Origin of the sequence: Bradyrhizobium sp. HKCCYLRH3097 (assembly GCF_051167875.1) — a bacterium.
Lineage (GTDB): Bacteria > Pseudomonadota > Alphaproteobacteria > Rhizobiales > Xanthobacteraceae > Bradyrhizobium.
In genome coordinates, this window is sequence record NZ_JBNPTX010000008.1 from 1 (window position 1) to 25,305 (window position 25,305).

At 65.4% G+C, this 25,305-nt stretch carries 19 protein-coding genes and 1 tRNA gene; 11 read left to right on the forward strand and 9 right to left on the reverse strand.

The window, feature by feature from the left end; genetic code table 11:
* The first annotated feature begins 121 nt into the window (after positions 1-121).
* Positions 122-418 (forward strand): hypothetical protein, encoded by a 297-nt coding sequence (locus ACQR0U_RS19920; protein ID WP_316173110.1) that lies wholly within the window; start codon positions 122-124, stop codon positions 416-418.
* Positions 419-1,459: 1,041 nt separating this feature from the next.
* Here the strand turns inward: ACQR0U_RS19920 and ACQR0U_RS19925 are convergent.
* Both ACQR0U_RS19925 and cpdR read right to left on the reverse strand, forming a co-directional pair.
* A tRNA-Val gene (locus tag ACQR0U_RS19925) sits at positions 1,460-1,534 on the reverse strand.
* A 117-nt stretch (positions 1,535-1,651) separates the two neighbouring features.
* Entirely contained in the window at positions 1,652-2,011 is a 360-nt protein-coding gene (cpdR, locus tag ACQR0U_RS19930; RefSeq protein ID WP_006610087.1) for a cell cycle two-component system response regulator CpdR, read from the reverse strand.
* A 343-nt stretch (positions 2,012-2,354) separates the two neighbouring features.
* Between cpdR and ACQR0U_RS19935 the strand changes: the two genes are divergently transcribed.
* Positions 2,355-3,239 carry an N-formylglutamate amidohydrolase gene (locus ACQR0U_RS19935; RefSeq protein WP_315716574.1) on the forward strand — a complete coding sequence of 295 codons (885 nt, stop codon included), beginning with the start codon at positions 2,355-2,357 and terminating at the stop codon, positions 3,237-3,239.
* Positions 3,240-3,722: 483 nt separating this feature from the next.
* Positions 3,723-4,508 carry a histidinol-phosphatase gene (gene hisN, locus ACQR0U_RS19940; RefSeq protein ID WP_434843597.1) on the forward strand — a complete coding sequence of 262 codons (786 nt, stop codon included), beginning with the start codon at positions 3,723-3,725 and terminating at the stop codon, positions 4,506-4,508.
* A 70-nt stretch (positions 4,509-4,578) separates the two neighbouring features.
* On the opposite strand, the gene ACQR0U_RS19945 is transcribed toward hisN, so the two are convergent.
* Positions 4,579-5,469 (reverse strand): LysR substrate-binding domain-containing protein, encoded by an 891-nt coding sequence (locus ACQR0U_RS19945; RefSeq protein WP_316171344.1) that lies wholly within the window; start codon positions 5,467-5,469, stop codon positions 4,579-4,581.
* Positions 5,470-5,554: 85 nt separating this feature from the next.
* Here ACQR0U_RS19945 and ACQR0U_RS19950 point away from each other — a divergent pair, with 85 nt between their 5' ends.
* Positions 5,555-6,307 (forward strand): sulfite exporter TauE/SafE family protein, encoded by a 753-nt coding sequence (locus ACQR0U_RS19950; RefSeq protein ID WP_315825434.1) that lies wholly within the window; start codon positions 5,555-5,557, stop codon positions 6,305-6,307.
* Between the two features lies 1 nt (position 6,308).
* Here the strand turns inward: ACQR0U_RS19950 and ACQR0U_RS19955 are convergent, their stop codons facing one another.
* The gene (locus ACQR0U_RS19955) at positions 6,309-6,950 is read right to left on the reverse strand and encodes a LysE family translocator (protein ID WP_316167848.1); all 642 of its coding nucleotides are present in this window, start codon (positions 6,948-6,950) and stop codon (positions 6,309-6,311) included.
* A gap of 171 nt (positions 6,951-7,121) precedes the next feature.
* Between ACQR0U_RS19955 and ACQR0U_RS19960 the strand changes: the two genes are divergently transcribed.
* From ACQR0U_RS19960 to ACQR0U_RS19970, 3 genes are all read left to right on the forward strand, one after another.
* Positions 7,122-8,867: an adenylate/guanylate cyclase domain-containing protein gene (locus ACQR0U_RS19960; protein WP_434843598.1), complete on the forward strand. Its 1,746-nt coding sequence runs from the start codon at positions 7,122-7,124 to the stop codon at positions 8,865-8,867.
* 114 nt (positions 8,868-8,981) lie between these two features.
* On the forward strand, positions 8,982-10,775 hold the full coding sequence (locus ACQR0U_RS19965; RefSeq protein WP_315716569.1) for an adenylate/guanylate cyclase domain-containing protein: 1,794 nt from the start codon (positions 8,982-8,984) through the stop codon (positions 10,773-10,775).
* Positions 10,776-10,949: 174 nt separating this feature from the next.
* A complete protein-coding gene (locus ACQR0U_RS19970; protein ID WP_434841657.1) occupies positions 10,950-13,754 on the forward strand; it encodes a di-heme-cytochrome C peroxidase in 2,805 nt (934 codons plus the stop codon).
* Positions 13,755-13,801: 47 nt separating this feature from the next.
* Here the strand turns inward: ACQR0U_RS19970 and ACQR0U_RS19975 are convergent, their stop codons facing one another.
* Together ACQR0U_RS19975 and ACQR0U_RS19980 are read right to left on the reverse strand one after the other, a co-directional pair.
* The gene (locus tag ACQR0U_RS19975; protein ID WP_434843599.1) at positions 13,802-16,327 is read right to left on the reverse strand and encodes a YbcC family protein; all 2,526 of its coding nucleotides are present in this window, start codon (positions 16,325-16,327) and stop codon (positions 13,802-13,804) included.
* A gap of 13 nt (positions 16,328-16,340) precedes the next feature.
* Complete coding sequence (locus ACQR0U_RS19980) at positions 16,341-17,930, reverse strand: NADH-quinone oxidoreductase subunit L (RefSeq protein WP_434843600.1); 1,590 nt, start codon at positions 17,928-17,930, stop codon at positions 16,341-16,343.
* A gap of 117 nt (positions 17,931-18,047) precedes the next feature.
* On the opposite strand from ACQR0U_RS19980, the gene ACQR0U_RS19985 reads away from it, so the two are divergent.
* Complete coding sequence (locus tag ACQR0U_RS19985; protein WP_315716565.1) at positions 18,048-18,947, forward strand: LysR family transcriptional regulator; 900 nt, start codon at positions 18,048-18,050, stop codon at positions 18,945-18,947.
* Positions 18,948-19,076: 129 nt separating this feature from the next.
* Here the strand turns inward: ACQR0U_RS19985 and ACQR0U_RS19990 are convergent, their stop codons facing one another.
* Both ACQR0U_RS19990 and ACQR0U_RS19995 read right to left on the reverse strand, forming a co-directional pair.
* Positions 19,077-19,223: a hypothetical protein gene (locus ACQR0U_RS19990; RefSeq protein WP_315716719.1), complete on the reverse strand. Its 147-nt coding sequence runs from the start codon at positions 19,221-19,223 to the stop codon at positions 19,077-19,079.
* Positions 19,224-19,694: 471 nt separating this feature from the next.
* Entirely contained in the window at positions 19,695-20,369 is a 675-nt protein-coding gene (locus ACQR0U_RS19995; RefSeq protein WP_434843601.1) for a GntR family transcriptional regulator, read from the reverse strand.
* 150 nt (positions 20,370-20,519) lie between these two features.
* On the opposite strand from ACQR0U_RS19995, the gene ACQR0U_RS20000 reads away from it, so the two are divergent.
* From ACQR0U_RS20000 to ACQR0U_RS20010, 3 genes are all read left to right on the forward strand, one after another.
* Positions 20,520-21,722: an ABC transporter substrate-binding protein gene (locus tag ACQR0U_RS20000; RefSeq protein WP_434843602.1), complete on the forward strand. Its 1,203-nt coding sequence runs from the start codon at positions 20,520-20,522 to the stop codon at positions 21,720-21,722.
* Between the two features lie 367 nt (positions 21,723-22,089).
* Positions 22,090-23,652, forward strand: a complete 1,563-nt coding sequence (locus tag ACQR0U_RS20005) for a TadE/TadG family type IV pilus assembly protein (protein WP_434843603.1) — start codon at positions 22,090-22,092, stop codon at positions 23,650-23,652.
* 88 nt (positions 23,653-23,740) lie between these two features.
* The gene (locus tag ACQR0U_RS20010) at positions 23,741-24,451 is read left to right on the forward strand and encodes a hypothetical protein (protein ID WP_434843604.1); all 711 of its coding nucleotides are present in this window, start codon (positions 23,741-23,743) and stop codon (positions 24,449-24,451) included.
* Here ACQR0U_RS20010 and ACQR0U_RS20015 read toward each other — a convergent pair.
* Entirely contained in the window at positions 24,441-25,289 is an 849-nt protein-coding gene (locus ACQR0U_RS20015; protein ID WP_315716560.1) for a tetratricopeptide repeat protein, read from the reverse strand. The two genes, ACQR0U_RS20010 and ACQR0U_RS20015, sit on opposite strands and share 11 nt — an antisense overlap.
* Between the last annotated feature and the right edge of the window lie 16 nt (positions 25,290-25,305).

Consider the following 25,305-nt stretch of genomic DNA (forward strand, 5'->3'; position numbering starts at 1 on the left):
ACCTTCAGTCCTGCCCACTAGACAGACTGAATCACCGATATCTCTGCGTCGCAACTGCTGACTTTTTCAACGAAATCAGCAAGGAAGAGACAAGCACGATATCATGATGTAGGTCTTCCTGATGTTCAGCTTTCGTGTGAACGAGACCTTCGCCCTTGAAAGTCGCCGGTTGTTTGTTCTGGCTGGCGAGATGGCAGGTGGGCAGATTCAGGCCGGCATGATCGTCAGCGTGCCGCTAAACTCTTCGCTATCTATCTCTGCCCCCATTCACAGCATCGAATTTGCCCGTAGAACCGGTGGGCGAGACGATGTCTGCCTCTGCATTGCCTATGAAGACTCTGATGAACTCGAAATATGGAAGGGACTTGATCTCAAAAACGAGATGGTAAAAGTCGTACCTGCGGCACACTCCGTCTAACCCTCTTGCTGGAGGTCGTTCGCATGACAACGGCGACCTTCCAATAGAGTGCGCCAAGTGCTTTCGTCCGGTTCAGATCGGGGAGCCGGTCTTGTCGGCATTGGCGCGCGGTCGTCTCTTTGCCCCTCATCCGCATCCAGATCGCCTACGCCAGAAAAACTCGTTTTGACTGCGGCCTCAAACACATGTCTCTGTCCAGTCTCCCGAGCATGAAGATTCTTGTTTCTTTTTTCCAGAATTCATGCTTCTATCTCCCCGTCCCGTCTCACAAGAGGGGCGCTTCGCGGTCGTCACGAACGTCGAGGCGGGATGCGGTGGGCGCGTCGATGTTGCAGCGTGGCTGAGCCGCGCCGACGAACGACGTCGATGCGCACGGTCAAGTCGCGTGGTCCTGGCATCCCGATGCTGATGCCCAGCGCAATGTGCGCAAGCACGTTGTGCGATACGGTGGCCAGAAAGCCCGGCGCACCGGGGAGATCGCGAAGCAGCCGTCAAAACCATCGCGCGGGGAATGCCGGGTGTTCTCGGCTGAACCTGTGGTGACTGCCGCCTGCTTTTTTTCTGCAGGCGGGCCATGGGTGCGGCCAGCGCCCGGCATTCCCCGTGCCCTCTTCGACGAAGAGGGTGGTCGATCAGAACAGCTCGGACGCAAAGCGCGCCGCGAGACAGCGAAGCCATGTCTGAAAATCCAGACCGCAGCATCCACCGACACAGCCGTCCGACGATCAGCAGGCCGCCGATGAAGCGCAAGAGCGGCACCGCGAAGCGCCCGGGCATCCCACCCTTGTCTGTGCAAACCCCGCGATGTGGATGGCCGGGCCTTTGCCGCGCCGAAGCGGCCGCGGCCGCGCAAGCGGGACGAGCCCGGCCAGGACGACGCGGCGAGAGAAGGACAGACGCATGAATTCACGACTATGGTCGCCCTGCCCTGGGGCTGGCGGACCCGCGACGCGAGCCACGGCTGATCCTTGGCTTCGACGTGAGAGGATCTTCAATGATCGTGGGATCGAACGAGGCTGGGTCACCGGCCGGATCGGCCGATGGTGGGCACGACAGGGATCGAACCTGTGACCCCTACCATGTCAAGGTAGTGCTCTCCCGCTGAGCTACGTGCCCTAATCCAATATCCGTTCGGGTGGGCGTCCCTATATCGGCTCCCACGCAGGCAGGCAAGGACGCAAAATGCCGAAATTGGGAATAATCCGCCAGTTCCGGAGGTGTGTCCCTGGCGGCTCAGGCCGCCAGCATCTTGTTGACCTCGCTGACGAGTTCGCGCAGGTGCACCGGCTTGGACAGCACCTTGGCATTCTTGGGCGCCTCCGAATCGGAGTTCAAGGCGACCGCGGCGAAGCCGGTGATGAACATGATCTTGATGTCCGGGTCGAGCTCGGAGGCGCGGCGCGCCAGCTCGATGCCGTCCATCTCCGGCATCACGATGTCGGTCAAGAGCATCTCGAACGGCTCCTCGCGCAGCCGCTGGTAAGCCGACATGCCGTTGTCGTGGGGCGAGACCTGGAACCCGGCATTTTCCAATGCCTTGACCAGGAAGCGGCGCATGTCGTTGTCGTCTTCGGCGAGCAGGATTTTGTGCATGGCGAGGGTTGTCTGGTCCGGGTGAGAGGCGGAGCGTTGCCGCCACTAAGCCTGACGGGCGGTAAATTTCGGGTGAAAGATTGCGCCTTTTGATCCGACATCGGCAAGGCATTTTGAGGGCTGAAGGTGCGGTCTTCGACCGAAGCAGCACGCCAGCTCAGAGTTGTTCCAAACGCGAGATGAACTTTTTCATTGCTTTTCGCTTGGCAGACCGGCTCGGATTATCGAAGATGCGCGTTGGCAAGAGCAGTGCCTGCGTTGTCCAGAACGAATCGGCCGGAGGATACCGGCGCATCAACGGACGTGACATCGACGCACGTGACCAAGGGGACGGCGCCCAGAGATGACGGACTTTGATGGCGAATTGCCGCCGTTCGAGATCATGGAGCCGACCGAATGGCGCGCGCCCATCATCTTCAATTCCCCTCACTCCGGATCGGCCTACCCCGACGATTTCCTAAGGGCGTCGCGAATCGATCTGCCGGCGCTGCGGCGCTCCGAAGATTCGTTCATGGACGAATTGATCGCCGATCTCCTGTTGCGCGGCTTTCCGGTCGTTCGCGTGCATTTCCCGCGCTGCTATGTCGACGTCAATCGCGAGCCCTATGAGCTCGATCCGCGGATGTTCACCGGGCGGCTGCCGAGCTTTGCCAACACCCGCTCGATGCGGGTGGCCGGCGGCCTCGGCACGATCCCGCGCGTGGTCGGCGACGGCCAGGAGATCTATCGCGACCGGCTGAGCGTCGACGAGGCGCTGCACCGGATCGAGACGCTGTACAAGCCGTATCACCGCGCGCTGCGCCGGCTGATCAACCGCGTGCACCAGCAGTTCGGCACCGTGGTGCTGGTCGACTGCCATTCGATGCCGTCGGTCGGCGTCTCGCGCGACGAGCCGCGCCGGCCCGACATGGTGATCGGCGACCGCTACGGCACGAGCTGCGCGTCGCTGCTGCCGGACCTGGTCGAGGACGTGCTCGGCCGGCTCGGCTATTCGGTCGGCCGCAACAAGCCCTATGCCGGCGGCTTCATCACCGAGCATTACGGCAATCCGGCCACGGGCTTGCATGCGATCCAGATCGAGCTCAACCGCGCGATCTACATGGACGAGCGCCGCAGGGAGCGCGGACCGCGCTTCGCCCAGGTCGCCTCCGATCTCGCCGTGCTCGCCGAGGTGCTGGCGACGGTGCCGCTCGGCGACCTCGGGCCGTTCCAGGCGGCGGCGGAATAGAGGACTGCGCGTTCGGTCCGAGCGATTTCGGCCGGTGGCGTCGGCGCAAAAAAAAGGGCCGCTTGAATGACAAGCGGCCCAAGTCTAGGGAGGAAACGCCCAAGGAGGGCAGCGATAACGCGAAGCGCTACCGCACCGCAACAATATGCAATCGCGCTGCACAAAGCGCAAGAGTTTTTCCGCCTTTCTCCATGCAAAAAAACATAGGCCGGGTTGCGTTCAGCGCGAAACAGCTCTTCTTTTCATCATAGAAGTCAATGGCTTGATTGGAGATTCCAAACGATCGGAGGGGGACGCCGGTTTCGCTTTCAGTTTCACATCAGAGGCCCGCGACGGCTCAACCGCGCCCGGCCAGCGCGGCCGGACACCAAACGGTATCCATGATGCCACGCTGGTGTTCCATATCCGGATGCGCCCCCGACCGCTTTGAGCTAGGCATAACCGGGCTTAGAGCCACCCGATTCCCTCACCCAAGGACGCGTTGTGACGGTCATTGATTTCTCCGCCTTCATCGGTCGTCTGGCGACCGCGTCGGGCGAAACCATCCTGCCGTTCTTCCGGACCTCGCTGCTGGTCGACAACAAGAGCAACCGGCACGATTTCGATCCGGTGACCGAGGCCGACCGCGCCGCCGAGGCGGTGATGCGTCGCCTGATCAAGGCGAACTTTCCTCAGCACGGCATCGTCGGCGAGGAGTTCGGCAATGAGCGCGAGGACGCCGACTACGTCTGGGTGCTCGATCCGATCGACGGCACCAAATCCTTCATTGCCGGTTTCCCGACCTGGGGCACGCTGATCGCGTTGCTGCACAAGGGCACGCCGGTGTTCGGCATGATGCACCAGCCCTTCATCGGCGAGCGCTTCGCCGGCGACAACGGCTCCGCCAATTACAAGAACGGCGGCGGCGAGCGCCGGCTCTCGGTCCGGCGCTGCGAGCGTCTCGGGGATGCGGTGTGCTATACGACGAGCCCGCTGCTGATGAACGAGGCCGATCGCGCCACCTTTGGCCGGGTCGAGGCCGAGACGCGGCTGTCGCGCTATGGCGGTGACTGCTACTCCTATTGCATGCTGGCCGCCGGCCATCTCGATCTCGTCATCGAGACCGAGCTCAAGCCCTATGACATCGCCGCCCTGATCCCGATCATCAACGGCGCCGGTGGCATCGTCACCGACTGGGAAGGCGGCCCGGCGCAGAACGGCGGCCGGATCGTCGCCGCCGGCGACAAGCGCGTCCACGAAGCGGCGCTGAAGCGGCTGGCAGCGGGCTGAGCCCGCCTCCACCGGCTTGGCTCCCCGCCTCTCGCGCGGAACGGAGACATCCGGCCGGTCGTCGGGCGCCTCACGCGGCGGCCCGGCGCAAATGCTCGACGAGCAGTTTCGCCGGACGCGGCAGCGCCTTGAAGCTGCGGGCGCAGATCACGAGCCGCCGATCGGCCCAGGCGTCGCGCAGCGCGACGAGGCTGATCGGCATCGACCGCGCGCAACGCCGCGCCGCCGCTTCCGGCACCACGGCAATGCCGATCCCGGCCGCCACCATCTGGCAGATCGCGTCGAAATCGCGCAGCCTGGCCCGCACGTGCTGGCGGATGCCGAGCCGCGCGGCGTGCCGGCCGATATGGACGTTGAGCGCCGTCCCCTGCGTGAGGCCGATGAAATCCTCCCCCGCGGTCTCGCTGAAGTCGATCTGTCGGCGCGCTGCGAGCGGGCTGCGCCGTCCGGCCACCAGGATCAGCCGGTCCTCGCCGAAGGCGAAGCGCTCGATCGTCTCGGGCAGCGCGTGCTCCGCCGCAAAGCCGAGATCCGCTCTGCCGGACACGATCGCCTCGGCGATCTCGGTGCTCTCGCGCTCCTCGACATCGACGTTGATGTCGGGATGCTCGCGCAGGAAGGCCGCCAGCGCCTTCGGCAGATGCTCGGCGAGGCCGACGGTATTGGCGAGCAGCTGCACGTTGGCGCGACGGCCGGATGCGAAGCCCGAGAGCTCGCCCTGCATGGCCTCGACATTGGCCATGATGATGCGGGCGTGATCGAGCAGGCTCTCGCCCGCCGCGGTCAGCTCCACGCCGCGCCGGCCGCGCTTGAACAGCTCGACGCCAAACGCGTCCTCCAGGCCCTTGATCCGCGCGCTCGCCGAGGCCAGCGCCAGATGCGCCCGGTCGGCGCCGCCAGTGATGCTGCGGGCCTCGGCCACGGCAATGAACAGCCTGAGATCGACCAGATCGAAACGCATGGTCATCCTGCCTCAGCCTTGGACGAAGGCTTGCTCCGTAACCTCCACATTGTGTCGTCGGCGCAGTCTGGTCAATGTGCCGACCATGATCGACCCCATCCTCATCTTCATCGCCTTCGCGCTCACTTTGGCCGGCTTCGTCAAGGGCGCGCTCGGCCTCGGCCTGCCGACCATCTCGGTCGGACTGCTCGCGGTCGCCATGCCGCCGGGCCGGGCGCTCGCCATAGTCATCGTACCGGCCGTGATCACCAACATCTGGCAGACCTTCGCCGGCCCCTATCTGCGCGATATCGCCAGGCGCCTATGGCCGCTGATGCTGGGGACCGCGATCGGCATCTGCCTCAACGCCGGCGCGCTCAGCCATGCCTCGACCCGCTGGGGCAACGTCGCGCTCGGCGTCTTGCTGATGCTCTATGCCCTGCTCGGTCTCACCAAGCTCGCCTTCAAGGTCGCGCCCCCGCACGAGAAATGGGTCGGCGGCATCGTCGGCCTCGTCACCGGGCTGATCTCGGCCGCCACCGGCGTGCAGGTCGTACCTTCTGTGCCGTACATGCAGGCGATCGGGCTCGAGAAGGACGAGTTGGTCCAGGCCCTCGGCGTGTTCTTCACGGTCGCCACCGTCACGCTGGCCTTCAACTTGACGAGCTCCGGCCTGCTCAGCACGGCCACCGCCCTGCCCGGCGCGGTCGCGATGGCCTGCGCCTTTGTCGGCATGTTCGCGGGCCAAGCGGCGCGATCCCGACTGCCGGCCGAGGCGTTCCGCCGTGTGTTCCTGATCGCCATGATCCTGCTCGGCCTGTATCTCGCCGGCACGGCGGTCGTCGAGCTGCTCCGGTAAGTCAGCGCGCCTCGAGCATCGCGATCCGGACGCCGAGATAGATCAGCAGCCCGCCGATCGTGCGGTTGAGCCAGAGCAGCGCGGCGGACGAGTCGCGCACGCGGCGCGCTGCACGGGCCGCGACGACGGCAACGCCGAGACACCAGATCGTGCTGTTGACGATGAAGATCGTGCCGAGCAGCAGGAAGGCGATCGCCTTGTGCGGCGCCTCGGCTGCGACGAATTGCGGCAGGAAGGCGAGGAAGAACATCGCGACCTTCGGATTGAGGATGTTGGTGAGCGCGCCCTGCCAGAACGCTTGGCGCAGCGTCACCACCGGCATCGACGTCGCATCACTCGCCCTGGCGGCGTCCGGCCGCCGCGCCAGAAGCTGCGTGATGCCGAGATAGACCAGATAGGCCGCACCGGCCCATTTCACCGTCGCGAAGGCCGTCGCGGAGGCCGTGAGCAGCGCCGACAGCCCGATCGCACTTCCGAACACGTGAACCAGGCAGCCCGTGCTGATGCCGAAGGCGGCAGCGGCCCCGCCGCGCCAGCCCATCTGCGCGCTGCGGCCAACGATGTAGGCGGTGTCGGGACCCGGCGTGATGTTGAGCAGCAGCCCGGAGACGAGAAACAAAGGCAGATCGTGAATGCCGAGCATGATTGAACATTTCCTAACAATAACGGTCTAACCATACCTGGCCTCGGCATTGCCGTCTCGCGCCGCAGAGGCCGGCGCGGGGCCGCAGGGCGAGGTGCCGCGATGGGTTCTGGAAAAGCGTTGGATTTGGCCGCCTCGGCCGTGGTATGCGCGAGGCGGGAGCACGATGTGATGGAAAGACGCCTCGCTGCCATCCTTTGCGCCGACGTCGCCGGCTATTCACGCATGATGGGGATTGACGAGGACGGCACGCACGCCGCCTTCAAGGCTCATCGCGGCGCCATCCATCCGATCATCCTCAACCACGCCGGCCGCATCGTCAAACACACCGGCGACGGCTTTCTGCTGGAATTCGCCAACGCCGCCAGCGCCATCCAGTTCGGGATCGAGATGCAGTCCCTGATGGCGGAGCGCAACGCCGATCTGCCGTCCGACCGCAACATGCGCTTCCGGCTGGGAATCCATCAGGGGGAGTTTACGGTCGATGACGGCGAGGCCTTCGGCGACGGCATCAATGTCGCCGTCAATCTGGAATCGATCGCCGTCCCGGGCGGTGTTGCCGTCTCGGCCAAGGCTTATGAGGAGGCCGGCCTGCAACTCCCCGTCAAGCTGACCAGCGCCGGAAGCTTTCAGTTCAAGAACCTGCGGGAGCCGGTGCAGGCGTGGACATGGGAGCCGGGTAGCGAGGCGGCGATCCGGGCCGGGACGAGCGTCACCGGCCTGCCGCCGCAATATCGCACCGCGATCGTCGGCGTGCTGCCATTCGTCAACCTCTCCGACGACGCCGACGCCTATCTCGCCGACGGGCTCGCGGACGACCTGATCCATGCGCTGTCGCTGCAATCGTTCTTTCGTGTCCTGAGCCGCACCTCGACGTTTCGCTTCAGGGACCGCGGCCTCAATCCCCGCCTGGTCGCACGCGAGATCGACGCGACCTACCTGATTCAGGGAACGGTGCGGCGCTCTCGTCACAAGCTCCGCGTGACGGCGGAGCTGATCGCGCCCGAGACCGGCGCTCAATTGTGGACCGGTCGCTATGACGGCGACGTCGGTGATCTCTTCGCGATGCAGGACGAGATTACCACCAGCCTATGCGCGGCGCTGATGCCGGAGATCTATCGTGTCGAAGCCTCGATTCCGGTCCGTGCGCCGGCGACCGACCCGACCGGATGGGACCGCTTCCTGCGCGGTCTGTCGCACTACTACCGACCGACCAAGGCCGACTACGAGATCTCCATCTCGCTGTTTCGGCAAGCCATTGCGCTCGATCCCACGCTCGGCCTCGCGCACGCTTATCTCGCGACCATTCTGATGCAGGGCATCAATTTCGGCTGGATCAAGGGCTCGCGCGAGCTCTGGGAGGAGGCGAAGAATCTGGCCTTGGACAGCGTGCGGCTCGACGCGCGCTCCTCGTTCGCCTATGCGATCCTGGCCTTCGTGCAGGCCATGCAGGGCGACCATGACGACGGCATGAAGGCGGCGCGCAAGGCGACCGAGCTCAATGCCTACGACATGGGCGCACGCGGCGTGCTCGGGCTCTGCCATATGGTCAACGGCGAGCACCAGCAGGCGATCGATCTGTTCTCGATCGCGGCCCAGCGCGGCAACAGCGATCCGCGCTACCAATGGCCGGCGCTGAATGCCTACAGCCACTACCTGCTCGGCCGCTATGAGGCGGCGTTGTCCTGGGCCCGCGAGGAGCTGTTTCTCTACCCGAACCATCTGCAGGCGCTGACGATCCGCGCGGCGACCCTGGCGCAGCTTGGTGCGACCGACCAGGCGGGCGACGCCGTCGACGTGCTGCACGCGCAATACCCCTGGCTCACGCTCGACCGCCACATCAAGAACATCCGATGGAAACGCCGGGACGACATCGACCACTACCGCGACGGACTGATCAAGGCCGGGCTGACCTGAGCCAATCGGGTCCAATGTCGCCGGCCCGCCACATGGCCTACACATTGCTTCCGCAAATTGATTGGATTCGACCGCTGTTGCCGTGGTATCGCCCTGAGTAGGAGCAAAGACGGAATGGAGAGACGGCTGGCCGCGATTGTCTGTGCCGATGTGGTCGGTTACTCGCGGATGATGGGCGCCGACGAGGCGGGAACCCATGCCGCGTTCAAGGCCCATCGCGGCGCCATCCACCCGATCATCCTCAATCACGGCGGCCGCATCGTGAAATACACAGGGGACGGGTTTCTCCTGGAATTTCCGAGCGTCGTCGGCGCCATCGCGGCCTCCGTCGAGGTGCAGAAGCTGATGGCCGAGCGCAATGCTCATTTGCCGGCCGACCGGGTGATGCAGTTTCGCCTCGGCCTCAACATGGGCGACGTCATCTTCGATGAGGACGAGGTGTTCGGCGACGGCGTCAACACCGCGGTGCGGCTTGAAGCCGCAGCACCGCCCGGCGGAATTGCCGTCTCCCACAAGGCCTACCAGGAAGCCAGCAAGCACCTCACGGTCACCTTCGTCGACCGCGGGCCGTTCCGCTTCAAGAACATCGAAGACACCATCAACGTCTGGACCTGGGATCCGTCCTCGCCGGAGAAGAGCCGCGAGCAGCGGTCCGCCACGACCCTGCCGGCGCAATACCGCACCGCCATCGTCGGCGTGCTGCCATTCGCCAATCTCAGCGGCGAGACCGACGAATACTTCTCGGACGGCCTGGCGGAAGACCTCATCCATGCGCTGTCGCTGCAGTCGTTCTTCCGGGTGCTCAGCCGCAACTCCACCTTCGCCTTCAAGCATGCCGGCATGAGTGCCCGCCTGATCGCGCGCGAGATCGATGCGACCTATCTCATCCAGGGCTCGGTGCGGCGCTCCGGCGACAAGATCAGGGTTACCGCCGAGTTGGTCGCGCCGGAGAACGGCGAGCAGCTCTGGGCCGGCCGCTACGACCGCGACATCGGCGACCTGTTTGCAGTGCAGGATGACATCACCGCCAACCTCTGCACCGCGCTGATCCCCGAGATCTATCGCGCGGAGGCGGCGGTGCCGGTGCGGTCCAAGACCACGGACCTCACGGCGTGGGATCGCTTCCTGCGCGGGCTGTCGCACTACTACCAGCCGACCAAGGCCGACTACGAGAGCTCGATCGCGCTGTTCCGCGAGGCGATCAGGATCGACCCAGGTCTTGCGATCGCCCACACCTATCTCGGCACCATCCTGCTGCAGGGCATCCATTTCGGCTGGATCAGGAACTCACGGGAGCTGTGGGACGAGGCAATGGCGCTGGCCGAGGCCGGCGTCCGGCTCGATTCCCGCTCGTCCTTCTCCTATTCGCTGCTGGCCTATGTCCATGCCATGCAGGGCCGGGTCGAGGCCGGGATGGAGGCGGCGCGCAAGTCGCTGCAGCTCAATCCCTATGACATGGGCGCGCGCGGCGTGCTCGGCGTCTGCCATCTCGTCGCCGGCGAGCACCGCCAGGCGATCGAGCTGTTCTCGGTGGCGGCCCAGCGCGGCAACAGCGATCCGCGCTATCAATGGTCGGTGCTGAGCGCGTTCAGCCATTACATGCTCGGCCAGTACGACGCCTCGCTGTCCTGGGCGCGAGAGTCGCACTATCAGAACCCGAACCATCTGCAGTGCCTCGCCATCCGCGCCGCCGCGCTGGCGCAGCTCGGACGCTCGGTCGAAGCGGGCGAGGCCGTCGCGGCACTTTTGAGCCAGCATCCGTGGATGACGATCGAGCGCCTCCTGAGCAACATCCGCTGGCGCAATCCCGCCGACATCGCGCATTATCGCGACGGCCTCACCAAGGCCGGCATCCCGTTGACCAAGCTCACCCTGGTGGACACCAAGGCCAAGTTCGCGGGCGAATAGCGCGATCGCGACTTGAGGTTGACACTTGGGCGGGTTGCGCCAATCATTCACGATTGCATTGTAGCGTTCAGACGGCGGCCGATCCGCCCGTTCCTCGGCGCAATTCGGCGTCGCCCTCGTTTGTTTGCGTGATTTCGTTTTCATCACTCAGGTGCTTTCCAAGGATGTTCTTCGATGCAAGAAGACAGCGCCCGCGCCCGTGACGCCCTGCCCGGACAGCTTCCGGTCTCGTCCGACAACCCGTGTCCCTTCCTGCGCGCGCTCGTCGCCGGCGGCTTCGTCGACGGCCACAGCGTCCCCTTGAAGACCATCGGCGACCGGGTCGAGGCGGCGAGCGGCGAGACCGGCTTCAAGAAGCGGCTCGTCGGCATCGAGACCTTTGGCGTTGCGCTGATCGCGAACGGCCTGTCGCCGCTGCGGCTGCTGAAGAGCCTGTGGTCCGGCGCCGATCTCGACCAGTTGCGCAACGGCCCGCTCGACAAACATGGCGGCGGATCGCGCATTCTCGACGCCGAGGCCAAGGTTCATCCCGAGGAGATCGACCGGTTCGCGAGCTTCGGCAGCGACTATCCCGATCCCAACGGGGGCACCGAGCGCGGCCTCAACGAGGCGCAGATCCAGACTTTCATGAAGGCCAATCTGACGCGCGACGGCGACCGAGCGCGCTGGTACTTCCCCATTCTGATGCAGGGCGAATGGCCGGTGCTGCTCAACATCCTCGGCAAGGGCGAGGGCGACGGCCGCTATCTCTCCGTTGCCGAGGTCCGCACGCTGTTCGTCGACCGCCGCCTGCCGCAGCGTATCGCCGCGCGGCTGATGGCCAAGCCCAAGCCCGCGAACATCGTCTGGCGTATCGGCAAGGCGCTCGTGGGCACGGCAGTGCTGGCCGGCGCCGCCGTGTTACTCGCCTGGGTGGCCGCGCCCGACGCCGTCAGCGACAAGCTCGGCAAGGTTCTGCCGAAGAAGGTCGCGGCGTTGATCCCGCCCGCTTTGCCCGAGACCGAGCCGACCAGGGCGGCCTATTGGCTCGATCAGGGCTGGACCACGCAGGACCGGCACTGGTTTCACCACGTGACGCAGGGCACCGCGACCTTCCCGATTCCCTACGCCTGGTTCATGGCGATGGAGCAGCCTTATCTGGCGCCGTTCGGCACGCCCGGCCTGATCTCCGACAGCGCCTATCTCGAACGTTTCGGCTTCATCCCGAGCCCGAAGAGCGTCGACGGCGACCCAAGCGTCCTCCGGCCGTTCGGCTACGCCGCGACGGCTGCCAAGACCGAGCCCGCAGCGCCACTGCCCGCCGGCCTCAAGCCGACCCCGGCCGGCAACGAAGGCGGCCTGCCGGTCGGCTTTGCCCGGCTAACCGGCGCGACCGATCCCGCCACCGGCGCCGCGCAGTCCGACAAGATCGGCCTGACCTGCGCGGCCTGTCACTCCGGCAGCATCCACTACAAGGGTGTGAGCGTACGCTTCGACGGCGGCCCCGGCATGGTCGACCTGCGCAAGCTTGAAGAGGCCATGGGCTTTGCGATGATCTTCACGCAATACGTGCCCGGCCGCTTCACGCGCTTTGCCGATCGCGTGCTCGGACCGAATGCGTCCGACGCCGATCGCGCGAGCCTGAAGAAGGGCCTGAAGGCCGCGATCGATTTCGCGCTCAACATGCAGGCCAACAACTACAAGACCACGATCGAAGCCAAGGGCCAGACCGAGACGGAGGAAGGCTTCGGCCGGCTCGACGCGCTGAACCGCATCGGCAACCAGGTATTCTACCTCGACATGGCCTCGAGCGGTCTGCCCAACATGCTCGACAACCAGGAGGCCATCGACGCGCCGGTGTCCTACCCTCCGATCTGGACCGTGCCGTGGTTCTCCTGGGCGCAATATGACGGATCGATCGCGCAGCCCCTGATCCGCAATGCCGGCGAGGCGCTCGGCGTCTCCGCACAGATCAACTTCTCACCGAAGACCGCGAGCGACAGACTGTGGCGCTCGTCGATGGCGATCGATAACCTGCTCTACATCGAGAACATGCTGCGCGGTCCCGATCCGTTCGCGACCACGACGCCCGCGTTCGGCGGGCTGACCTCGCCGAAATGGCCGGAGAAGCTGTTCGCCGGCGACGACGCCTGGAAGATCGATCCGGCCCGCGTCGAACGCGGCCGTAAGCTCTATGCGGCTGTCTGTGTCGAGTGCCATCTCGGCCCGGTCGCCGACACCGTGTTCGACAAGACCTATCCGGACAAGAGCTTCTGGAAGATCAAGCCGGCCGATGACTGGGAGAGCAAGGGCTGGAACGCCAAGGGCCCGATCCTCGACCTCGTGCAGAAGCCCGTCGAGGCGATGCAGACCGACCCCGGACAGGCGAGCATTCTCGCCAACCGCAAGGTCAACGTGGCAGGCTTCCTCGAGGTCGATCCGGCCAAGGACCTGAAGGGCTGCAACCTGCCGCAGGGCTCGACCACGGAGATGCCCTATGCGCTGGCGCTGATGGCCGTCGTGCAGAAGGCCAGCGACAAATGGATGGAGGACCGCAAGATCTCCGAGGCGGAGCGGGCCGCATTGTGGGGCGATCGCAGGAACTGCCCCAACCCGGCCGGCAAGAGCTATCGCGCCCGCCCGCTCAACGGCGTGTGGGCGACCGCACCCTATCTGCACAACGGCTCGGTGCCGTCGCTGTACTGGCTGCTGACGCCGGCTGCCGAGCGGCCGACATCGTTCTGCCAGGGCGCGCGCGACTATGACCCGAAGCCGGTCGGCTTCGCCGTGCCGAAGGGCGGCGAGAGCACGTGCAAGGTCGGACAGACGCTGTTCGTGACCAGCGATTCCAGCGGCAAGCCGATCAAGGGCAACAGCACGCTCGGCCATTCCTTCGAAGGGCCGACGAAGCCCAACAAGGATTATCCGAACGGCATCATCGGCGGTGCCTTCTCGGAGGACGAGCGCTGGGACCTGATCGAGTACCTGAAGACGCTGTGAGGTCACGCGACGGTGCGGCCTGCTGATCATGGGGCGCACCGCCGGCTTCACGCCGCGGTCCAGACGCCCGGACGCACGCAACGCCGGATCGCTCCCTGCTCTCCGAGGGAATGCAGGATCACCCAGCCGTTGACGACGAGATCGCGCACGCCCTGGTGACGCTGCAGGACCTCGTCCATGGCGCTCTCCGGCGCGGCGATGAAGACGTTGAGCCTGATGGGTTCGTGGATGAAGCGCGTGCCGTCATGCACCGACTGCCAGGGCAGCCCGACACGCAAGTCGCCGGCGTTGCCCTCGAGCACGCCGAGCTGGCCGACGATGTTGTGCAACACCTTGTTGCCGCTGCCGAAGGCAGCGTTGTTCACGGTCGAGCCGTAATATTGCAGGTTGATCCAGCTCGCGACCACCATCGGCGCCGTCATGATCAGCTCGAGGGTGCGATAGCCGTCGTCACGGGCGGCCTCGTAGGAGTGCAGGAAGGCGCGGCCGCCGAGGTCGAGGCCGCGGGTGAAGGCGCGCGGCGCGGCGATGAAGGCGGCGTTGCCGGCGAGCCCCCATTCGGGCCGCACCTGCGACCAGTCGCGGCTCCGGGCGATCACCGCGTCATCGATGTCGGATACGTCCTTGATGCCGAGCAGCGCGCTGCGCTCCTGCCGCGCCAGCCGTGCAGCGTCCGCGAGCCGTGCCTTCAGCTGGGACAGATCCTGCGCGAGCACGGCCGGAACGTCGTCCTCGTCGAACAAGGTCACGGCATCGGTCGTGGTGTCGTGCAGCGCTCCGATGAACCAGCAATCGGCGGGGATGTCGATGCCCTTGGCGCGCAGACCTTCTCGCACACGCCAGTCGTTGAGAACGGCGGCGGCGACCCGCGCATTGGCCTCGCCGGTATGGCCCCCGCAGGCGCCGCAATCCAACCCCGACGCGTGCGGATTGTTGACGGTGGTGCTGCCGTGACCGGCCAGCAGCACGAGCCGCGCGAACGGCCCGGTCAGCGACATCGCCTTGAGCACCGCCTCGGCCATCGCGACGCGCTGCGGATCGGTGAAGCCGGTGGCCCGCCCGCCGAGCTCGCCCGGTGTCAGCCGCGGCTGGACGCGGGCCGCGATCTCGGGATCGAGACCATCAACGACGGGTGACGGCACGGGACGCGTGACACCTGCGCTGTCGGTTGCGATCTTGGCGGCGAAGCCGAGGCCGGCGGTCTCGACGAAGGAGAACGACGAGACGGCCGAGACCTTGAACGACTTCCAGGCCTTGGCCGCCCGCCGCCGCAGCAGCCGCAGACCCAGCACCTCGGCCGCCTCGACGTCATCGGCATGCTTGACGGCCTCGCAAACGACAAAGGCGGGCTTGAGCAGCACCGGGCATTGCGCGCCGCCCCTGGTATGGCCGATCGGGACGTATTCGATCGGGAAGCCGAAGAATCCGGCGAAGCCGATCGTCTCGGCTTCCGGATAAGCGGTCTCCAGCGCGCGCCGGAAGATCTCCGAGCGCACGTCGATGCAGAACGCGGCCTGCAACGCCGGCCGCGCCGGCAGCCGCGGGATCGCCGCCTCTGCGCCATGCGCGGCAAGCTGCCCGACCAGCCGCGCCCGGAAGGCGATCTCATAGGCCTCGTGCAGCACGAGATCGATCGCAAGCTCCGGCGTCTCGTCGAGCCGCTGATCGGCCGGCAGCTTCGCCGCTTCCGCCATGGCCTCCGCCCAGGCCGCCTTGAAGGCGTCGTCGGTGCGCGCCTGATAGAGCGCGTAGCCCCAGGCGAGCCGGATCGCCAGCAGCTCCAGCAGCGTCTCGTCGCGCCGACCGTCGAGCTGCGCGTTCCAACCGATGTAGCGGGCATAGGCCGACCAGCCGCCGAGATCGAACAGTGCCCGCACCAGATAGTCCTCGACTGCCCGCGCGGGGATGCCGAGCCGGTCGACGATCAGACCGATCGCCTGCACCGGATCGGCCGGCAGCTCCGCGATCGCCTTGCGGAAGCCGGTGAGCCCCATCACCTCGGGATTGCGGTCATAGGCCGCGATCGTCCGCCACGCGGCATAGGGCTTCAGCTTGCGCACCGGGCTTGGCCAGCTCGCCTGGCCTTCGTCGAAATAGGTGGCGCAGAACGCCGAGATCTCGTCGATCATGAAGGCGACCAGCGAGACGTAGCGATCGCCCTCGGCGAGCCGGTCGAGCACCTCGGCGACCGTCGCCACGACAGCGGGCGGCGACGACAGCCCGGCCTCGGCGCGCGCCTTCTGCTTGAGCGCGTCGACATCGAGCCCGGTCGAGGGATGCAGCGCGAGCGCCTGCGCCAGCGCTTCATCGTCGATCCGGCCGTCGTCGAGCGCCTGCCGATAGTAGTCGCGCGGCATCAGCATCCGCGTCCGCACCACGCGCTCGAACGTCGCGGCGGTCGCGGCGAAGCTCTGCGAGGTGAAGCCGAGGAACGGATTGACGGCAACGAAGTGTTTCAGCGGCCACAGCGGCGCGACCCGCTGGCAGGCGCTGTCGATGCGGGCCATCAGCCCGGCATCGGCGGTGGTGTCGATCGGGTCGGTCATGGACATGGCAAGGGCAGCCTGGGTCATCTTCATCTCCGGCTTACGGCTTGGACGGAAGGTGCGAGGTCGCGCTTCGCGGCCAAACCGTCAGCACGAGGCGGTTGGCGAGCGTGTTGAGATAGAGGCCGTTGCGCAGGTGGACGTAGGCCGCGATCCAGAACGGCGCGTCGGCGCGGCGCATCATCTGGTTCTGGAACACGGTCACCGCCGCGAACGAGACCACCACGGCCGCCGCGATCAGCATCGGCACGACACCATCGACCGGCCGCGATGCGGGAATGCTGCCGCCGACCAGCCAGGCCGTGCCGGCCTGCAGCGCGAAGTAGACGATCGCGACGCCCGCTGCGGTCACCGCGGCGCGGGCGATGACGAAGGCGTTCGGCCGCTCGTCGATCGCGTTGGCCATCAGGTGCACCAGCCCCATCAGCAGCACCGAGCCGAGCGCGATCTGCGCCGGGTTGCTGCGGAGCGTCATGCCGAAGGCGAGCCCCGTCAGTAGCGCGAGGCCGATCACCGCGACCAAGGCCAGGATCAGCCTTGCGGCGTGCGGCTGGCCGCCGGGGCTCGGCGTCCATGACGCGCGGGCGAGATCGATGATGCTGCCCGACGACAGGAAGGCGTGCGCCTTGTAGAGCGAATGCGCCACGATGTGCAGCAGCGCCGCGGAGAAGGCGCCGAGCCCGCATTGCAGCAGCATGAAGCCCATCTGCGCCACCGTCGAATAAGCGAGCTGAACCTTGACCGAGGTCTGCGTCAGCATCACCAGCGAGCCGAACAGAGCGGTGGCGCCACCGACGACCGCGAGGACGTCGAGCGCGGGCGTGGCCAGCAGCAGCACGTCGCTGAGCCTGAGCACCAGGAAGCCACCGGCATTGATGATGCCGGCATGCAGCAGGGCCGACACCGGGGTCGGCGTCTCCATCACCTCGATCAGCCAGCCATGCAGCGGCAGCTGCGCGGATTTCAGCATCGCGGTCGCGACGATCAGCAGCGCGGCGATCGTGACAATCGCCGATCCCGCCCCTTCTCCGCCGCGGGCCTGCGCAGCGAGGCTGGCGAGCTCCAGCGTGCCGAAGCGGAGGTAGAGAAGCAGCGCCGCGACCGCGAGGAAGGCATCGCCGAGCCGGCTCGCCACGAACTTCTTGCGCGAGGCGCGGACCGCGGCCGGACGGGTGTCGTAGAACAGCAGCAGCTTGCCGAGCGCCAGGCTGGTGCCGATCCAGGCCGCCAGCAGCAGCACCAGGTTTCCGGAGATCAGCAAGGTCAGCACCGCGGCCAGGGTGAGCAGCAGCCAGCGCGTGAACCTGACCTGGCCGGGATCGCCGTCGAGATAGTTGCAGCTGTAGCGCACGACGACGAAGCCGATGAAGCTGACCAGCATGATGAGGATGGCGCCGAGCGTATCGAGCTGCAGCGACAGCCCTAGGCCGTAGCCGCCGAGCAGTGGCGTCCGCCCTGCCCCCATGACCGCTGCGCCGAGGCTCGCGAGAGTGGCAAGGGCGAATGCGAGCGCGGCGGTCGCGATCGCGTTACGTGCGACGGTTCTGGCGCTGCCGCCGGTGCCGGCGAGTGCGACGACCACGAGCGTGAGCGGCGCAAGCGCCGCAAGACAGGGAAGGAGCTGGTTCATGGCGGCCCGGTCGTTTGATCACAAGGGGACGATCTCTCCCTCTTGCTTTACGGGCTGCAGTTCATTCCTAAAATTTCAATCATTGAACCTGATCGTTATAAAATATAGAATGATTGCGTGCCGCATCTGAATTACCACCACCTGCGCTACTTCTGGATCATCGCCAGCGAAGGCAGCATGAGCCGCGCCGCGCAGCGCCTCAACGTCTCGCCCTCCTCGCTGTCGGTGCAGGTGAAGGCGCTGGAGGAGCAGCTCGGGCAGAAGCTGTTCGAGCGCATTGGACGCACCCTGCAGCTCACCGAGGCCGGGCGCATCGCGCTCGACTATGCCGGCAGCGTGTTCAAGTCCGGCCATGAGCTGATCGAGACCTTGTCGGGCCTGCGGCCGGGACGGCAGCTGCTGCGGGTCGGCGCCGCGGCGAACCTGTCGCGCAACTTCCAGATCGCGTTCCTGAAGCCCTTGATCGGGCGCGGCGACGTCGAGCTGATCATCCACACCGGTCAGTTCAGCGACCTGTTGGAGCAGCTCGACGCCCACAAGCTCGATCTCGTGCTCGCCAACCATCCGGCGGCGCCAGACATGCGCAGCAATTTCGACAACACGCTGATCGATGAGCAGCGCGTCAGCCTCGTTAGCCGCAAGCCGGCCAAGCCCGCGCGATTCCGATTCCCGCAGGATCTGGCAACGACGCCGGTGATCCTGCCCGGCCGAGGCAGTGCGCTGCGCTCCGCTTTCGATGCGCTGGTCGGATCCAGCGGGATCCGTCCGGTCATCGCCGCCGAGGTCGACGACATGGCGATGCTGCGCCTGATGGCCCGCGAGAGCGGCACCGTCACGTTGGTGCCGTCGATCGTCGTGATCGACGAGCTGCGTACCGGCGTGCTGGTTGAACGCGCCCGCCTGAGCGCGCTGAAGGAGCAGTTCTTCGCCGTGAGCCAGCAGCGCCGCTATCCCAATCCGCTCGTCGCCGAGCTGATCGGATCACGCGACAGGAAGAGCGGTTCACGGCCTGAATGACCTGTCCGTGGCACTTTGTCTTGAAATAGGTTGCAGGCAGCCCGCAAGACATCGGGACGGACCGGTCTTGCGGACCAACTCCCAGTTCGTTCCGAACTGGGGCAAGGTCAGCAGTCGTGAGCCGTCCGATCAGAACATCGCGGGCGGACTGACATTCACCCCGTGCTGGACCAGCACGAGAGAAGCGACCACGCCCGTCAATGAGAACATGGTCACCAGACCAAATCCGGAATTGAGCGCATGGGGACCAACCAGCTTCCGCACAATCATCATCATCAATGTCTCCTCCTGAATGTCGTTAGTGGACTTAACTAGAGGGACGGTGCGTTACCGGGGCGTTTCCAAATTTGGAGAGATCGGCGCGTGGTGAATGCATCCTTGAATGCACAGCATGCCCGGCATGAAGGCCGCTTAACACTGACGGCGGATTTGCAGTTGCATCGAGACGGGGGAAGCGCCGACGCTCGAAGAAGTTGAATCTTCGTATTAGCTCGCCCTGAACGGAGCACGATGTCGACGACAAGGATGGACGACGGCCGCACGCGAGGCACGGTGGTTCGTGTCGCGCTGAGCGATCGCATCTATACGCGGCGCGAGCAATTCGACGTTTCCCGTTTCCCAGCCGAAGTACATCGTCACCCCGAATGAAGTGGCCGCAGCCGTCAGGCGACCCTCGGTCATTCGGCTGGTGACATCCGGCTCGGGACGGATCGCGAAGACGTTCGCGGTCTGCGTCCTGATATGATCCTACTTCGCCTCATTCATCGCCGTCGCTGCGAGCAGCGCCGCCTCGATCGTGTCCCGGGTCTTGTCGAGATGCGCCATCATGAGCGTCACCGCGCGCTCGGTGTCGCGCGCCAGCGCCGCCTCCATCAGTTCGCGATGCTCACGCGCGGCATCGCGGTCGCCGCGATCGGTCTTGCGGGCGAGATCGAGATAGCGCTCGTTGTGTGCAAACAGGAGATCACGCACCCGCATCATCCAGGCGCTGCCACAGGCCTGGGCCAACGCGGCATGGAAATCGGCATGCGCCAGCATCCAGGCCGGCGAGAAGCTGCCGTCATGGGCCGCGATCGGCGTCGCGGCCAGACGGTGATGCGCGGCAACGACCGTGGTCTCCCAGGCGAGATCACCGTTGGCGATGGCGCGGCGCAGGCACTTGGTCTCGATCTCGACGCGCATGTCGGTCAGATCGCGCAGATCGGCCACCGAGACCGGCGCCACGCGGAAGCCGCGCTGCGGCGTCGCCGTCACCAGCCCTTCCGCCGTGAGCCGCGCCAGCGCCTCGCGGATCGCCCCGGTGCTGACCGAGAAGGCTGATCCGAGCTCGCTGATCTTCAGCTTCTCCTCTGGACGATAGAGGCCGGCGAGCAGGCTGGCACGCAACTGCTCGTAGACGGTCTGGGTGGCGCTGCCGGACATCGACTCACTCTCGCGGGACAATCAATTCACACTAGCAAAGCCTAAAAGTATATTTTCATCAAAAAATATATTTTAATTGCACGGCCTCCGCCATGCCCCTATGCTCAGCGCCAAAACGCCGCCGGCAGCGCGGCCATCAGGGAGGTATCCATGCGAAGCGCCATCGCAGCGGCAGGATTGTTGGTCGCCGCGTCCGTCCTCGCCGTACCCGCTCGGGCGGAGGATCAGCCGGGCATCACCGCCAGCGAGATCCGCATTGGACAGACCATGCCCTATAGCGGGCCGGTGTCCGCCTTCGGCATCCTCGGCAAGGGCGAGGTGGCCTATTTCAAGATGATCAACGACCGCGGCGGCATCAACGGCCGCAAGGTCAACCTGATCTCGCTGGACGACAGCTACGTGCCGCCCAAGACCGTGGAGCAGACGCGACGTCTGGTCGAGAGCGACGAGGTGTTGTTCATCTTCTCGACCATGGGCACCGCGCACAACACCGCGATCGCCAAGTATCTCCAGGGCAAGAAGGTGCCGCAGCTGTTCGTGGCCTCGGGCGCCTCGAAGTTCGGCGACCCTGCGCAATTTCCGCTGGCCTTGATGGGCGTGATGGCGCCGTTCCGCAACGAAGCGCGGATGTATGCGCGCTACGCGCTGCAGAAGAAGCCGGATTCGACCTTTGCCATTCTCGCGCAGAACGACGATTTCGGCCGCGACTATCTCGCCGGGCTGAAGGACGTGCTCGGCGAGCGCTTCGACAGCACGGTGACCGTCGCAAGCTACGAGTCGACGGAGCCGACCATCGACTCGCAGATCGTGAAGCTGAAATCGACCGGCGCCGATGCGCTGATCATCGCCGCGACGCCGAAATTCGCCGCGCAGGCGATCCGCAAGACCTTCGAGATCAACTGGCGGCCGTTGACGTTCCTGACCAACGTCTCGGTGTGGATGTCATCGGTCATGGAGCCGGCGGGACTGGAGGCCGGCACCGGCATCATCTCGACAGCCTACGTCAAGGATCCGTTGGATCCCGCCTGGGCCAACGATGCCGGCGTCAAGGGCTGGCGCGACTATATGGCGAAATACGTGCCCGACGGCGACATCCGCGATTCCAACTACGTCAACGGCTACAACAACGGCATGGTACTGGAGCAAGTGCTGAAGGCGGCCGGCAACGATCTGTCGCGCGAGAACATTTTGCGGCAGGCGCTGTCGATCAAGGATCTCGAACTGCCGATGCTGCTGCCGGGCATCAAGGTCAACACGTCAGAGACCGACCACCTCCCGGTCGAGCAGGTGCAGTTCATGCGTTTCACCGGCAAGCAGTGGGAGCGGTTCGGCGAGGTGCTGTCGACCAAGTAGCGGCGGCTGCTCCGTGGATCGTCGGCGCGGCTCCGCGCTGACGACAGGCGCACGCATGGGCTGGCACGGTATTGGAGGACGGCGCCTCTCTCTCGCCACGTAAACAAAATCGCAACAGTCGCCTGCGATGTTTCGTCGCAGGTCAACCGAAGTCGCAATCGGCGTCCGCATACATCCACATGTGGTCCCGCGCGCGACGGCGTGACCCTCTGCTCACGGCCGGGGGAGCGGGCGGAGGCGGGCTCCTGCCCGGTTCTCACCGCAGGTCTCCTTGAAGCAGTCGCGGAGATGATCGCCGCGGGGGAACCGCCAACAAGGAAAAGAATACAGGTCCTCACCGCCCCAACGGGATCTTTTGAGGAAGAGCATGACGGATATCAGCCGACCAGCGAGCCGGGCGATCGCCGCCATCGCGCGCTTCTCCCGCGACAGCAAGGCCAATATCGCGGTCACATTCGCGCTGGCGCTGTTGCCGATTCTCACGGCGATCGGATGCGCGACCGACTACTCCATGGCCATGCGCATGAAGATCAGGCTCCAGTCTGCGGCGGATGCCGCGAGCATCGCCTCGATCTCGGTCAACTCGGCAGGCTATACAGCGGCGATGGCGATGACGTCGGACGGAACCGTTACCGCCGGAGTCGCGGAGGCGGACAACATCTTCAAGGGCAACGCCTCTACCTTTCAAGGCTACACATTGACGTCCGAGACCAGCACCGTCACCAAGAGCGGGTCCACACTGACGTCGCAGGTGCAATTCACCGCCAACGTGCCGGCCACGTTCCTGACGGTGATCGGCTATCAGAATCTGACGGTCAGCGGCCAATCGTCCTCTTCCGTCACGTTGCCACTCTATCTCGACTTCTATTTGACGCTGGACGTCTCGGGCTCGATGGGCCTCCCGTCGACATCGTCCGAAGCACAGCGCATGCAGGCCATCAGCCCGGACAACTACAGGCAATACCCCACGGGATGCACGCTGGCGTGCCATTTTTCGCCGCAGAATAGCGCTTGCACCGATTCAGGGACCCAGGGATATCCCACGAACAATTATTGCCTGGGCTATGCGATCTCGCGCGTCAGCCAGAGCGGTTACAAGAACCTGCTGACCACCAACAAGAACTACCCCATGGGCGTTCAACTGCCGTCGTCGATCGTGTCCGGCCTGCCGAACTCACTGTACAAGAACCTGGCGACCGTTGCGAACTGCCCGACCGATGGGACGGATGCGTGCATCCAGCTGAGGCTGGATGCCGTGGGCTATGCCGTGAACCAGCTGTTTGTCACGGCGAACAACACCAAGAAGGTCAACAACCAGTTCCGGATCGGGCTCTACCCCTTCATCCGATATCTCTATTCCTACTTTCCGCTCACCAGCAGCATCAACGGCTCGACGACGGATTCGACCACCATCAACTATGCGGCGGCCAACCTTGCGACGCTGCTCGACACCAACACCAACGCATCTCTCGGCTCGGGCGGAACGCATATCGACACGGCCCTGTCCAGCGTCAACAACCTGATCGTCAATGTCGGGAACGGCAGCGCCTCGACCAATACCCTGCCCTACGTGTTCCTGGTCACCGACGGCGCGCAAGACCCGCAAGTGAAGGGCGTGCCCAATGGCTCATGGTCCGGCAGCAATCATGCCACCGTGATCGATCCGAACACCTCCTGCACACCGCTGAAGAACCGCGGCATCATCATCTCAGTTCTCTACATTCCCTATCAGGTGATCAATCCGGTGAACGCATCCTTCGCCGGTGACGAAGACGACTATGCCAACAGCAACATTCCTTCGATTCCGCCGAGCCTGAAGGCCTGCGCCTCGCCGGGATTCTTCTATACGGCGAACACGCCCGCCGACATCACGTCGGCGCTGAACGCGATGTTCAATCATGCGGTGTCCGAGGCGCATCTGACGAGATAGAGCAGAGACAAGCCCAGGCTCGGCCGTTGGACTTTCGGCGCCGAAGGCGTAGACCTCTACCGTCGACCACGAAAGAGCCGCGGCGCCCATGTCCGAGACTGATCCGCTCACGCTGAAATTTCGCTGTCCGAAGGAGCTGGAAGACCTCATTCCGCAGCCGGTGCCGGCGCCGATGGGCGTTCCCGACTGGGTCAAGACGATGCCGGCCACCGCGTTCAGCGCGCTCAACCAGGCCGAGGAGCAGACCGTCAAGCGTTGCCCGCCCTTCATCGACGCGATGACGACGGGCTTCCTCATTCCGCTGGTCTGTGACCTCACGGTCGAGGATGGCGGGATCGGTTGGGACAACGAGCTGCCGCCGGGCGGTGCGATCGATTTTCCGCGCTCGCCGATCAGCTTCCACGACGTCGCGCAGGTCACGGGCTCGCCGCTGTTCGAGGCCGACCGCTTCCTGCTCAAGTTTCACAATCTCTGGACGATCGAGGCGCCGGAGGGCTGGGCATTGCTGTTCACGCATCCCGTCAACCGCTTCGACCTGCCCTTCACCACCGTGACCGGCCTCGTCGACAGCGACCGCTTTCACGATAGCTTCGTGCATTTTCCGGCGCATTGGCACGACACGTCGTTCCGCGGCGTGCTGCCAAAGGGCACGCCGGTCGCGCAATGCATTCCGGTGAAGCGGCAGGCCTGGACGATGCAGATCTCGGCCTTCACCGAAGAGGAAATCGCGGAGATTCACGAGGTGCGCGAGGCGCTGAAGCGCGAGACCGGCGTCTATCGCAAGCGGTTCAGGGCTTGAGGGCGGCCGCGCCGTCGACCTGAAGGAACTTCGCCGCATCGCTCGGCCGGAAAAAGAAGCGGCCATGCGAGCTGACGACCATCGTATAGGCCGCGCGGCTCAACAGATGCGGCCGGCCGCGCACCACCGTGCGCAGCGCCGCCTCGGCCCCGGCGCGGTCGCCCATCTCCATCAGGCACATCGCGAGGTTGGCGCGGGTCTGGGTGTCCTCGGGCCGCAGGCCGAGCGCATGGCGGTAGGTGCCTGCGGCCTCGGCATAGTCGCCGTCGAGGAACTGCACCCAGGCGAGCTCGATCAGGATGTCGGGCCGTCCCGGCGCGGCCTCGCGCGCCGCCAACAGGTGCGTGCGGGCACGGACGCGGTCATTGGCCTGGAGAGAGAGGCGTCCGAGATCGAGCTGGAGGTCGACGCTGTCGGGTGACAGCGTCAGCGCCTCCTCGATCACGGCGATGGCGTCACCGAGCTGTCCCGATTTGGCAAGCCGCCCCGCCAGCTCCTGGAACGCCGGCAGAAAAGGCGGCCGCCGCGCCGCGGTCTTGCGCAGCTGCGCGATGCCGTCGGCGGCGCGTCTGGATTCGCACAAGGCGGCGCCGAGCAGTGTCTCGAGCTCCGGATCGCTGCCGCGGAGCGCCGCCTTCTCGAGCGCCGCGATCGCTTCGTTCGCGCGCTGCTGGCCGAGCAGCGCATGGGCCTGGACGAGCAGCGCGGCGCGGTCGGTCCTGGCCGTGCGCAGAATCGAGGCGGCGATCTGCTCGGCGCGCGCGAACTGCCGCGCGCGTAGCGCGTGGATGGCTTCCTGCAGCGCCTGCGCCTGCTGATTTTTCCGCCGTTCACTCACGTCTGCAGCCAAGCTC

Excerpts from the sequence above, each read along its gene's own strand:
- ACQR0U_RS19995 (WP_434843601.1), bottom strand. The coding sequence starts at position 20,369 with ATGTCCGGCAGCGCCACCCAGACCGTCTACGAGCAGTTGCGTGCCAGC.
- ACQR0U_RS19980 (WP_434843600.1), bottom strand. The coding sequence starts at position 17,930 with ATGAACCAGCTCCTTCCCTGTCTTGCGGCGCTTGCGCCGCTCACGCTC.
- ACQR0U_RS19975 (WP_434843599.1), bottom strand. The coding sequence starts at position 16,327 with ATGACCCAGGCTGCCCTTGCCATGTCCATGACCGACCCGATCGACACC.
- ACQR0U_RS20000 (WP_434843602.1), top strand. The coding sequence starts at position 20,520 with ATGCGAAGCGCCATCGCAGCGGCAGGATTGTTGGTCGCCGCGTCCGTC.
- ACQR0U_RS19970 (WP_434841657.1), top strand. The coding sequence starts at position 10,950 with ATGCAAGAAGACAGCGCCCGCGCCCGTGACGCCCTGCCCGGACAGCTT.
- cpdR (WP_006610087.1), bottom strand. The coding sequence starts at position 2,011 with ATGCACAAAATCCTGCTCGCCGAAGACGACAACGACATGCGCCGCTTC.
- ACQR0U_RS19920 (WP_316173110.1), top strand. The coding sequence starts at position 122 with ATGTTCAGCTTTCGTGTGAACGAGACCTTCGCCCTTGAAAGTCGCCGG.
- ACQR0U_RS19950 (WP_315825434.1), top strand. The coding sequence starts at position 5,555 with ATGATCGACCCCATCCTCATCTTCATCGCCTTCGCGCTCACTTTGGCC.
- ACQR0U_RS20005 (WP_434843603.1), top strand. The coding sequence starts at position 22,090 with ATGACGGATATCAGCCGACCAGCGAGCCGGGCGATCGCCGCCATCGCG.
- ACQR0U_RS19960 (WP_434843598.1), top strand. The coding sequence starts at position 7,122 with ATGGAAAGACGCCTCGCTGCCATCCTTTGCGCCGACGTCGCCGGCTAT.
- ACQR0U_RS19965 (WP_315716569.1), top strand. The coding sequence starts at position 8,982 with ATGGAGAGACGGCTGGCCGCGATTGTCTGTGCCGATGTGGTCGGTTAC.
- ACQR0U_RS19990 (WP_315716719.1), bottom strand. The coding sequence starts at position 19,223 with ATGATGATGATTGTGCGGAAGCTGGTTGGTCCCCATGCGCTCAATTCC.
- ACQR0U_RS19955 (WP_316167848.1), bottom strand. The coding sequence starts at position 6,950 with ATGCTCGGCATTCACGATCTGCCTTTGTTTCTCGTCTCCGGGCTGCTG.
- ACQR0U_RS19935 (WP_315716574.1), top strand. The coding sequence starts at position 2,355 with ATGACGGACTTTGATGGCGAATTGCCGCCGTTCGAGATCATGGAGCCG.
- ACQR0U_RS19945 (WP_316171344.1), bottom strand. The coding sequence starts at position 5,469 with ATGCGTTTCGATCTGGTCGATCTCAGGCTGTTCATTGCCGTGGCCGAG.
- ACQR0U_RS20010 (WP_434843604.1), top strand. The coding sequence starts at position 23,741 with ATGTCCGAGACTGATCCGCTCACGCTGAAATTTCGCTGTCCGAAGGAG.